This is a genomic window from Rhizobium sp. BK275 (genome assembly GCF_014193555.1).
Taxonomy (GTDB): domain Bacteria; phylum Pseudomonadota; class Alphaproteobacteria; order Rhizobiales; family Rhizobiaceae; genus Rhizobium.
Genome location: NZ_JACHZL010000009.1, coordinates 280,906 through 290,750, shown reverse-complemented (window position 1 = coordinate 290,750; position 9,845 = coordinate 280,906). Strand labels below are relative to the sequence as shown.

Genomic DNA, 9,845 nt, shown 5'->3' with positions numbered 1-9,845 from the left:
CGAGTTCTCCCAGACGTTCTCAACCGAGAAGTCGGAGACGACATGGGCATAGGTCAAGACGCCGAAGGAGAAGGCGACGAGGGCAAAGAGCAGGACGGAGCCGAGCGGGGCGACATCCATCATCGCCTGATCGCCGCGCCTGGCACCGATGACCGGCACGAGCGACAGGACGATGGCGGTTGCGAGCGCCAGAACCAGCGCATAGTGGCCGATCTCGATGATCATGGCGTTGCCTTCGTTTGCTGGGCCTTCGTTTGCTGGGCCTTTGTCTGTTGCGCCTGGGCTTCCTGGCTCTTTGCTTGTTCGCCCTTGATCGCCTCGCCTTGTCCGGCTCCCTTGCCCTCTTCCCACAGGCCCTGCGCCTTCAGCCTGTCGGCCACGTCCTTCGGCATATAGGTCTCGTCATGCTTGGCCAGCACGGTATCGGCGGTAAAGACGTTGCTGCCGGTCTCGAACGTTCCTTCGGTCACCACCCCCTGCCCTTCGCGGAAGAGATCGGGAAGAATGCCCTGGTAGCGGACATTGACGATCTGACCGCTCGGATCGGTCACCGCAAAGCGCACCACCGAGCCCTCGCCGCGCACAACGCTGCCCGCTCCGACAAGGCCGCCGAGGCGGATGCGGGTGCCGGGCGCCACCGGGTTGTTGGCCAGATCGCCCGGCATATAGAAATAGGCGACCGACTGGCTGAAGGCGAACATGACGAGCAGCACGGCGACAAGGATGAAGCTCATGCCGCCGGCAATCACCGCCAGGCGTTTCTGCTTGCGCGTCATTCCACCGATCCTTCCGTGGCCACCGAGCCTTCCGTGGCGATGCCGAATTCCCTAGCCAGAGCCAGCAATTGCCTGCCCTGATCGCCGGAGGCCGGGAAGGCGGCGAGCCCGCGCTTCAAGGCATCCGCGGCGCGATCCTTGTCGTTCAAGACGGCGTAAGAGCGGACGAGACGCATCCAGCCCTCGAAATTGTTCGGATCGGCCGTCAGTTTGGCATCCAGGCTTTCCACCATGGTGCGGATCATCTGCTGACGGTCGCCGCTGTTCATCGTCTCGGCCGCCGCGACATCCTGCTCCGTCGGACCGCCCAGAGCGGGCGGCTGTGCGGCAGGCTCGGCCGCCGGTGCAACCGCCGCGCCGCCGTTTTTGGCGATATGCTCGTTGACCAGCGGCAGCCACGGCGCGTCGGCCGGCGATTGCTTGGCCAGTGCCTCGAAGGCGCCGCGCGCCTGATCGGGTTGGCCGGCCTGCTCCAGGCTCAATGCAATGTAGAAACGCGCTCGCGGGTTGTTCGGCTCAAGCGTGAGCGACTGTTCGAGCGCCTTGCGCGCATCTTCCGTCACCACACCTTCTGACATCGCCATCAGCGTTTCAGCAAGACCGTCGAGGCGCGCGGGGCTCGGGCCAAGCAGGCGGATGGCGTTGCGATAGGCGGTCTCGGCATCGGAGACCCGCATGGTGCTGAAATAGATCGGCGCCAGCACATCCCAGCCCTTGCCGTCGCCGGGTTTCTCAGCCAGATGCCGCTCCGCCTTGGCGACGAGGACGGCCATGTCATTGCCGGGATTGGCAAGCCGCGCTTCCAGCGGCTGCGACGGCAAGTCGGGTCTGCCGGTATTGATGTAGAGACAGAGCCCGATGATCGGCAGGATCAAGACGATGAAAACTTCGGTGAGGCGATGATGCCTTGCAGGTTTGCTTTCCTCGGCCGGAGCAGCGCCAGAGACGGCAATCAGACGCCGGCCGATCTCGGCGCGGGCATAATCGGCCTCGTCCGCGGTGATCAGGCCGCCGCTCACGTCTCTGTCGAGTTCACGCAACTGGTCGCGATAGACAGCGACCTCTCCAGCACGCGTATCCTCGGCCGCCTTCGCTCCACGCAAAAGAGGATAAAGCAGAATGGCGGCAACGGCCGCCGTCAGGACAGCCACGAGAATCCAGAACAGCATATCGGCCCAATTACTTGAAGCGCGCCCTCATTCCAACTGCCAATGCCGTGTTGACGAAGAATTGAGGCTATTGGCCGCAAGGATAACGGGACAGGGATATCAGCCGAGCGGCGACCAGGTACCGTTTTCGTTGCGGCAGGCGACACCGCGCGCCAGCGTATCCTTGCCATCGACCGTGACAGTATGGGTGTACTGGCGGCAATTCTGCGAGCCGACCTGATAGGGGGCGGCTGCCACGACACTGCCATTGGCATCACGGCCGGTCCAGGTGACCGGCTGGCCGACGGCGGCACTTTCCAGCGCGCGGTATTCGGCTTCCAGCGCCCGTTGCTTGTCGCTGTCGCCAAGTTCCACGCCGGTGCGACCAACGATGCCGCCCTGCAAGGCAGCGATGAAAGCAGCCGAAGCCGGGGGCTTGCCCCCGCCAAAAAGACCGCGCGTCGCAGCGCCCTTCGTTGTCGTGCAGCCAGAGAGCGCCACGGCGACGATAAGGGAAGAAACGATCATGCCTTGCCAACGTAGAGTCATTGCAATCGAACCACGATCAGGGGTGTTAGTCGAGCCGATCGAAGTGCAGCGTCCCCGTGTCAGCATTAAGGCAAAGCATGCTATACATTTGCCACTATCTTTGTGACATCAAGCAGTTGCTCATGCAACATCCTTTGTCACACCTGGCAGGATAAGCTTGGCTTTCAGCCCGCCCCATTCCCCGCGGGTAAGCTCCAGACGCCCCTGGTACTCGTTGGAAATCTCGGTGACGATGGAAAGGCCGAGGCCGGTTCCGGGCTTGCTCTCATCCAGCCGCCGGCCGCGCTTCAGCGCCTCGCGGATCTGGTCGGGCTCCAGCCCCGGGCCGTCATCCTCGACGGCAAGCTCCACCCAATGCTTGCGGGCGCTTGCTTCTACTCCCTTCACATCCTCGCCGGCTTCGACCGCCGAAAGACGCACTTTGCTCTTGGCAAAGCGCGCGGCATTCTCCAGGAGGTTGCCGACCGTTTCCTCCAGATCCTGCTGCTCCATGGCAACGGCAAGGTGCGGCGGCTGGACGATCAGCTCGAATTCGGTTTCGACATTCAGGCGGCGCATGACACGCACCAGCCGCTCGAGCGCCGGTTCGGCATCGGTTCGCGCCAGCACGGATTCGCGCTGGGCGGCAATGCGCGCGCGGTTGAGATAGGACTGCACCTGCCCCTGCATGGCCTCGGCCTGATTGCGCACCAGTTCGCCATGCGATTTTTCGAGCACGCGCGCCTCGTTGAGCAGCACGGCGATCGGCGTCTTCAGAGAATGGGCGAGATTGCCGACCTGCATGCGCGCCCGCTCGACGATGCGGCGGTTGCTGTCGATCAGCGCGTTGACCTCATTGGCAAGCGGCAGGATCTCGCGCGGGAAATCGCCCTTCAGCTGCTCGCTTTCGCCGGCGCGGATACGCTCCAAAGCGGCACGTGCCTTGTCGAGCGGCTTCAAGCCATAGAGAATGGCGAGCGCATTGACGATGAGACTGCCGACGCCGAAACCGGCGAGCGCCAGATAGAGCCGGTGGGAGAAATTGCGGACGTCGTCTTCCACGACATCGACATTGCCGGTGACGCGGAAACGCGCCGCACGGCCGTCGGTGTCGAGCACCACTTCCGTCTCGGCCACCTGCACGCGGTTACCGGCCGCATCCGTCACCTGGTAGTAGCGCTCGTAATTCTTGTCGAAAGGCGCTTCGACGACCGACAGCACGGGGATGGTCGCCGAGCCCAGCGAGGGTGAGACGAGCGGCGCGGTCGTATAGGTGCCGAGCGGTTCGACCACCCAGTACCAACCGGTCTTCGGCTGGGCGAAGCGCAGGTCGCCGAGCTGCGGGCTGCCCGAGAGCGCGCCCTGATCGCCGATCGTCACGGAATTGATGACGTTATAGAGCTGCGCGCGCAGCAGGTCCTGAAAGCCGCGCTCGGCGCTGCGTCTATAGAGTGTCGAAATCAACAGGCCGATCACCACCAGCGCCACCGTCGACCAGACCGTGGTCAGAAGCAGCACGCGTGCGGTGAGCGACTTAATTCGCATTGGTCGGCGCTTGGATGCGGTAGCCCAGACCGCGCACCGTTTCGATCAGATCGACGCCCATCTTCTTGCGCAGGCGGCCGACGAAGACCTCGATCGTATTGGAATCGCGGTCGAAATCCTGATCGTACATATGCTCGACCAGTTCCGTGCGGGAGACCACCTCGCCCATATGATGCATGAGATAGGCAAGCAGCCGGTATTCATGCGAGGTGAGCTTCAGCGCCACGCCGTTGACGATCGCCTTCGAGGTCTTGGTGTCGAGACGCACCGGGCCGCAAATGATCTCGGAGGAGGCGTGGCCGGCCGCACGGCGGATGAGCGCACGGATGCGTGCCAGCACTTCCTCGACATGGAATGGCTTCGTCACATAGTCGTCGGCGCCCGCATCGATGCCGGCGACCTTGTCGCTCCATCGGTCGCGAGCAGTCAGGATCAGCACCGGCACGGTGCGGCCGGCGCCGCGCCATTTTTCCAGCACGGTCACGCCGTCCATTTCGGGAAGGCCGATATCGAGGATGATGGCGTCATAGGGTTCGGTATCGCCGAGGAAGTGCCCCTCCTCGCCATCGAACGCCTGATCGACGACATAACCCGCTTCTTTCAGCGTGTCGCAGAGTTGCCGGTTCAGATTGACGTCGTCTTCGACTACCAGAATGCGCATCGCTTCGCCTTCTTCCGCTGCAAATCACTGGAACCTTGAATAAGCCGATTCCGTTTACATCGGAACCTTTACCGTCACCTTGCGCGGACGCTGGCCGTTACCCTGAACGAGAACGGTGATGATGCAGGCGTCGCCCACCGGCTGCACGGAAAGAAGCTGGCCGCCGGTCTCGTCTACGACCTGCTGGGCCGCAGCGCTGCAATCGCGCGCCACACGCAGGACAAGCGTGCGGGTGTCGTCCGGTGAGGGCGCCGAAACCGCCAGTCCGGCGGCCAATGCTGCGACGCTCAGAGGAGAGGCCATGTGCTGTGCTTTCAATGTAATGCCAACTTGTCCCGAATATGTACTCACGCGACCTGAATGGCAAATGAATGCACGGTAATGCGGGAATTTTAGAACAATTCTCGACTATTGCACGAAATATGCATGATTCCTGAATGATGGACGCATGTGCTTCCGCCGCAATGGAAATCCCGGCACCAGTCATATTCATATGGCACCTGTTCGATCAAACCTTTCAGCGTCTGGTTGAAGCTGCTATCGCTTTACCGCCTTTCTTCATTTCTTTCCGGAATCATGCAGACATCATTTTCTCTCCGTACGGTGCGGACGGTTGGCGTGCTGGCAGTCACCCAGCTGATCGGCTGGGGCACGACCTTCGACATGCTCGGCGTCATGGGCCGTGTCATTGCGCCTTCCCTTGGGCTGCCGAATGAAGCGATTTTTGCCGGATTGACCATCATGATGGTGATCAGCGCCTTTGCCGGTCCGACCACCGGGCGCTGGCTCGGCCGCTATGGTGCTGCGAAGGTGCTGGCCGCCTCGTCGATCACTTTCGCGATCGGCCTGCTGCTGCTTGCCGCCGCCACCAATATCGTCGTCTATGCGCTCGCCTGGGTCGTGATCGGGCTTGGCGGCGCGCTCGGCCTTTCGGCGCCCTGCTATACCGCGGTCGTGGAGCGCGAAGGGGTAAACGGCAAACGGGTCATCGCCATCCTGATGCTGTTCACCGGTCTCTCGGCCACCATTTTCTGGCCGATCCTGACGCTGCTCAACGAGAATTTCGGCTGGCGCATCACCTTCCTCGTCTGCGCCGGCCTGCAATTCTTCGTCTGCCTGCCGCTGCATCTCTTCGGCCTGCCGAAGCCGGTTGCCAGCCACACGCAGGGGGCAGCCGCCGAAACGCCGCCGGTGGAGCTTTCGCCCTCCGACCGGCGCAAGGCTTTCCTGCTGATCGCGATCTCGACCACGCTCGGCACCTTCATCACTTTCGGTGTCTCGCCATCCCTGCTCGAAATCTTTCGCCAGTCCGGCGCATCGACGGCCCTTGCCCTGCAGCTCGGCTCGGCACGCGGCGTGATCGGCATTTCGGCGCGCGCACTCGACATGCTGCTCGGCAAGCGCGGCAATCCGATCCTGACATCGGTCATGGGCGTCAGCCTGATGCTGTTCAGCTTCCTGATGCTCTTCATCGTCCCGCCATCGACGCCGCTGCTCATTACCTTCGTGCTGCTCTACGGTTTCGGCTCCGGCGTGCTGGCGGTCGCCCGCGCACTACTGCCGCTCGCCCTTTTCTCGGCCAGGGAATACGGGCTGCAGACGGCCCGCCTGTCGATGCCGCAGAACCTCGCCAACGCGATTGCGCCCGTCATCTTCACCGCCATCCTCGACCGCGCCGGCGCCGGCGCGACGGTCATCACCTGTGCGGTGCTTGCGGCCATCGCATTGGTCTTCGTGCTGATGCTGATGGCGTTGGTACGCGGTGCAAAGCCGAGCGTACAGCCGGCCTGACCGGCGGCGGGCAAAGCAGGCCTCGCCTGCCGGAGGCCGACTTCGCTTCCCAATCCGCTAAGCTTCTGAATCATTTGCGGCTTTTTTCTCAAGACTTGCTTGCGGCCCTTCACAGATTGATTCATCTGCAACCGGGATCATTTCCGGCCTCTCTCTATCCATTTGAAAATGAATAAGAATTTTCAAAGTGAGCCACTAGTGTAGCATTTTTGGGGCTAAGTCATTGATTCTGAATAAGTGATCCACTTAGCTCAAAATTACGCGTAAAGAATTTCAAAATCAGAAGCAGCGTTTGCTGAATCGAATTATTCAAAAGATTTTCGTGCCCTGGTGGATCACTTAAACATTATCAATGACTTAGCCGAAAACCCCGACACAATCGAATTTAATCGAAAATTCCCGTTCATTTTCAATGGGATAGATTAGCGACAGCCATAATTATCAATCCCGCAGGGGGCTGGTGACCGCCTTGTCGCTATAGAAATCGGCCGCAGTCCTGGTATCCCGGAGCGGCTTTACCGTGCGGGTCGAGAGGTCATAGTCGGGATGCACCTTGTAGGCGGCAAGCGCTTCCTCGCTCTCGAATTCGCCGTAGACGACGAAATCGACCGTGTTGCCCCACTGGTCCGTCTTGACGTTTTCGCCGATCTCCAGCGTCAGGGCATGGGGAATGCCCGTCAGTATGGAGAGCCCCTTGCGCACCGCCTCGCGGTTTTCCTCCGGCACGGTGAAGAAGACGATATGGCGGATCACGCGGACACTCCTGTGACAATTCCCTGAGGTTGAGCGGCGATAACACGCGCCGCCCAGGCCTTCAACCGGGCCACAATGCCGCGTCAGTGACCAACAAAGCTTGAGCCGCGCGGGCCAGCCTGATGTTACGACCAAGATCGCGCTGCTGAACCAAATCTAACGATCAGCGCGGCGAGCGCCGCTACCATAAGAAGGTAAGCGAGAAAGGCCTGCCACGCTCCCATCGGGAGGCCGACGAGCAGGAGCGTGTCGTTTCCACCAGGGATAAGGAGCGCCCCAAAGCCCATCAGCATACCGCCCATTATCCTTCGCGACACGCTTCCCCATGTCGGCCAGGTTAGCGAAAAACGATGTCGGCGAATTCTTGCCGAAACGAGACTGCCTCCGAACATGCAGACAAAAATGAGCGAACTCGTTACTGGGATCGAAAGCATCGATCCAATCGAGGTGGTGATCGAGAAGCGGGGGGCAAACGCTGACAAGGTGGCCGAAGTTATGCCAATCGTACCCATTGCCAGCGCTAGCCGCCGAAAGTTCGTCTCGGATTTGAAAGAGACGCCCAGTCTTAGAAATAGCAATGCGGGCAGAACCACCAGCAAAGCTCCCAGCGCAAGCGGCGGTGCGGCGCTGATTGGCATCGGTTCCGGGCGGAGTTCGAGCACCAAGTCGAGGGAGAGGATGATCAGAATGCCGAGGAAGGTGAAGCCGAATTCCAGGTCCCCGTTGCCAAAGTGCCCAACAGATCCAAAGATGCAGGCACCGTTCACGTATACGCCGACGCCAAAGAGGATGGCTGCGCTGACCATATGAAGCAAAGGAGACCATCCAGCATGCATGGTCGGCAACGTATCGAGGACAATATATCCGACGGCAGCCCATACCGCGCATTCGGCCAAAGCAAGAAACCGCGCGGGTCGGCGCTCTGAAACCAACTCGGTCGTAGCGATGAAGGTGCAGATCGAACCGTAGTTCATCGCGAAGCCGAGCACGAAGCTCAGCGTGCCGATAACGCTGAAACCCGCCCATGTCTCGAAACCTGCTGGCTCCGTACCGCCGGGCAATCCGTCCACGGCACCAATCCTCCGTTCAGAAAAGAAGATCGCGCTTCGCAGAATGGCACGAGTTTCGCGTTCAGTGAATGGCGAACGCCCCGATCCGAACTGGATCGGGGCGTTCGCACCAAAGGCTGACTGCCGGGCTTTCGGGTCTAGGCCTTGGCGGACCGGATCGCGAGAAAGGAATCCATTGCAATCCAAAGGGATAGCGCCAGAAGCCCGACATCCTTGAGCAAGAATTGACCAGGAGCGACCGAAATGGCAGGGAACCCGAGCTCGGGAACAATCACGCCAGGGGTTGTAACCATGAAGCTGATGGTGGTGACGAACAGTCCGGACGACAGGACGCCTCCCAGTAACGAGTAGACCGGGCTAATGAACCTTGCTGCGATCAGCGCGCCGATACTCAGTTCCACGACGCCAAGAAAGCTCGAAAAGCCTCGAACACTGAAGATCGCATACATCCAGCTCACAAGGGGGCTGTTACTGACCAGATCGACCAGCCCTTGCGCTTCGTAGGCCGTAAATTTCATGCCGCCAAACCAGGCGTAAATCACGGTGATCGAAACATAGAGGCCGGCGGTTGTCGCCGCGCGGCCATAGGTGTCCGCCAAATGCAAAATGCCGAAAATGCTTCCGGACTTCGGCTGCTTGCCGATATGATTGATAGCTTGGGTCATTTCCTTCTCCCATCGAATTGATTTCCAGAGGCTTCTCGCCTCCAAAGCAAAACGATACCGATCCGTATCGTTTATGACGAAGTACTACCGACCTGTATTGTTTTCAAATCACGAAAGCGCGATCATTATCGCTCTTCGGCGAAGACGCTTGCGGGTTCAATCGCCGGGAATCTGCGCTTAAAGGAATTTGCCTGCGCTTGCGCATTGCTAATGGTCGCGAGAACACTTAACTGTCGATACAGATCAGTTTTGTTTGAGGTGTGATAGTGCGGCGATCAGAAATCAGGGACCATCTTCTTAAAACGGCCCTCCGTCTGTTCAACGAGAAGGGGTACCAGGCGACGGGCGTCGATTTGATTATCGCGGAAAGCGGCGTCGCGAAAACGACGTTGTATCGGCACTTCGAGACGAAGGAGGACCTGATCGTCGCCGCACTCGAGCGGCGCGACGAGGAGGACCGCCGTGAGATGCGCGAGTTTGTGGAAAAGCGTGCAAGCGATCCGGCAGAGCGGATTTTGTTGACGTTCGACTTTCTACAGCTCTGGTTCAAGGACAAGGACTTCAGGGGCTGCAGCTTTATGGCTGCTGCGGGAGAACACAAGGATATTGCCGATCCCGTGTTTCGTGCCGCCAGCATGCACAAGCGCCTGGCGCTCGCCTACCTCGAAGAACTTGCTCATGCTGCACGGTTCCGCGATCCGAAACGTGTGGCGGACGAAATCAATATTCTCCATGAGGGAGCAACGGCCGTAGCCCAAGTGGTTCGCTCAGCGGAGCCCGGCCGCCAGGCGAAACGGATGGCGGCGGCCATTCTCGCAACCATGGAACGCGATTAGTCGGGAACCGATACGCTATATCCGCCAGATTTTAGCAGATATGTCCGCGCGGGCCGCAGATGCTCGCCGACC

Annotated in this window: 11 protein-coding genes and 1 pseudogene; 2 read left to right on the top strand and 10 right to left on the bottom strand. The window is 60.3% G+C overall.

What is annotated here, in order from left to right; genetic code table 11:
- The 7 genes and pseudogenes from FHT82_RS26960 to FHT82_RS26930 form a co-directional block, all read right to left on the bottom strand.
- Nucleotides 1-225, bottom strand: a pseudogene (locus FHT82_RS26960) (heme lyase NrfEFG subunit NrfE); the annotation flags it as partial.
- Nucleotides 222-776, bottom strand: coding sequence for a cytochrome c maturation protein CcmE (gene ccmE / locus FHT82_RS26955; RefSeq protein WP_183735757.1), 555 nt, complete (start codon nt 774-776; stop codon nt 222-224). The gene ccmE and the pseudogene FHT82_RS26960, both read right to left, overlap by 4 nt.
- The gene (gene ccmI, locus FHT82_RS26950; protein ID WP_183735756.1) at nt 773-1,945 is read right to left on the bottom strand and encodes a c-type cytochrome biogenesis protein CcmI; all 1,173 of its coding nucleotides are present in this window, start codon (nt 1,943-1,945) and stop codon (nt 773-775) included. Before ccmI ends, ccmE begins: the two co-directional genes overlap by 4 nt.
- A gap of 99 nt (nt 1,946-2,044) precedes the next feature.
- On the bottom strand, nt 2,045-2,473 hold the full coding sequence (locus FHT82_RS26945; protein ID WP_183735755.1) for a hypothetical protein: 429 nt from the start codon (nt 2,471-2,473) through the stop codon (nt 2,045-2,047).
- A 120-nt stretch (nt 2,474-2,593) separates the two neighbouring features.
- A complete protein-coding gene (locus tag FHT82_RS26940) occupies nt 2,594-3,997 on the bottom strand; it encodes a HAMP domain-containing sensor histidine kinase (protein ID WP_183735754.1) in 1,404 nt (467 codons plus the stop codon).
- Nucleotides 3,987-4,658 (bottom strand): response regulator transcription factor, encoded by a 672-nt coding sequence (locus FHT82_RS26935; RefSeq protein ID WP_183735753.1) that lies wholly within the window; start codon nt 4,656-4,658, stop codon nt 3,987-3,989. The genes FHT82_RS26940 and FHT82_RS26935 overlap by 11 nt, the downstream gene beginning before the upstream one ends.
- A gap of 54 nt (nt 4,659-4,712) precedes the next feature.
- Nucleotides 4,713-4,961 (bottom strand): hypothetical protein, encoded by a 249-nt coding sequence (locus tag FHT82_RS26930; protein ID WP_183735752.1) that lies wholly within the window; start codon nt 4,959-4,961, stop codon nt 4,713-4,715.
- A gap of 273 nt (nt 4,962-5,234) precedes the next feature.
- Here FHT82_RS26930 and FHT82_RS26925 point away from each other — a divergent pair, with 273 nt between their 5' ends.
- Nucleotides 5,235-6,449 carry an MFS transporter gene (locus FHT82_RS26925; RefSeq protein WP_183735751.1) on the top strand — a complete coding sequence of 405 codons (1,215 nt, stop codon included), beginning with the start codon at nt 5,235-5,237 and terminating at the stop codon, nt 6,447-6,449.
- Between the two features lie 441 nt (nt 6,450-6,890).
- Here the strand turns inward: FHT82_RS26925 and FHT82_RS26920 are convergent, their stop codons facing one another.
- The 3 genes from FHT82_RS26920 to FHT82_RS26910 form a co-directional block, all read right to left on the bottom strand.
- Nucleotides 6,891-7,202 carry a Dabb family protein gene (locus tag FHT82_RS26920; protein ID WP_183735750.1) on the bottom strand — a complete coding sequence of 104 codons (312 nt, stop codon included), beginning with the start codon at nt 7,200-7,202 and terminating at the stop codon, nt 6,891-6,893.
- 125 nt (nt 7,203-7,327) lie between these two features.
- Nucleotides 7,328-8,272: a YeeE/YedE thiosulfate transporter family protein gene (locus tag FHT82_RS26915; RefSeq protein ID WP_348647663.1), complete on the bottom strand. Its 945-nt coding sequence runs from the start codon at nt 8,270-8,272 to the stop codon at nt 7,328-7,330.
- Nucleotides 8,273-8,409: 137 nt separating this feature from the next.
- Nucleotides 8,410-8,937: a DUF417 family protein gene (locus FHT82_RS26910; RefSeq protein ID WP_183735749.1), complete on the bottom strand. Its 528-nt coding sequence runs from the start codon at nt 8,935-8,937 to the stop codon at nt 8,410-8,412.
- Between the two features lie 266 nt (nt 8,938-9,203).
- Between FHT82_RS26910 and FHT82_RS26905 the strand changes: the two genes are divergently transcribed.
- Nucleotides 9,204-9,773, top strand: coding sequence for a TetR/AcrR family transcriptional regulator (locus tag FHT82_RS26905; RefSeq protein ID WP_183735748.1), 570 nt, complete (start codon nt 9,204-9,206; stop codon nt 9,771-9,773).
- Nucleotides 9,774-9,845 lie beyond the last annotated feature (72 nt).

Bases quoted from the DNA above. Each gene is read 5' to 3' on its own strand.
- ccmE (WP_183735757.1), bottom strand. From the start codon at position 776: ATGACGCGCAAGCAGAAACGCCTGGCGGTGATTGCCGGCGGCATGAGC.
- ccmI (WP_183735756.1), bottom strand. From the start codon at position 1,945: ATGCTGTTCTGGATTCTCGTGGCTGTCCTGACGGCGGCCGTTGCCGCC.
- FHT82_RS26945 (WP_183735755.1), bottom strand. From the start codon at position 2,473: ATGACTCTACGTTGGCAAGGCATGATCGTTTCTTCCCTTATCGTCGCC.
- FHT82_RS26940 (WP_183735754.1), bottom strand. From the start codon at position 3,997: ATGCGAATTAAGTCGCTCACCGCACGCGTGCTGCTTCTGACCACGGTC.
- FHT82_RS26935 (WP_183735753.1), bottom strand. From the start codon at position 4,658: ATGCGCATTCTGGTAGTCGAAGACGACGTCAATCTGAACCGGCAACTC.
- FHT82_RS26930 (WP_183735752.1), bottom strand. From the start codon at position 4,961: ATGGCCTCTCCTCTGAGCGTCGCAGCATTGGCCGCCGGACTGGCGGTT.
- FHT82_RS26925 (WP_183735751.1), top strand. From the start codon at position 5,235: ATGCAGACATCATTTTCTCTCCGTACGGTGCGGACGGTTGGCGTGCTG.
- FHT82_RS26910 (WP_183735749.1), bottom strand. From the start codon at position 8,937: ATGACCCAAGCTATCAATCATATCGGCAAGCAGCCGAAGTCCGGAAGC.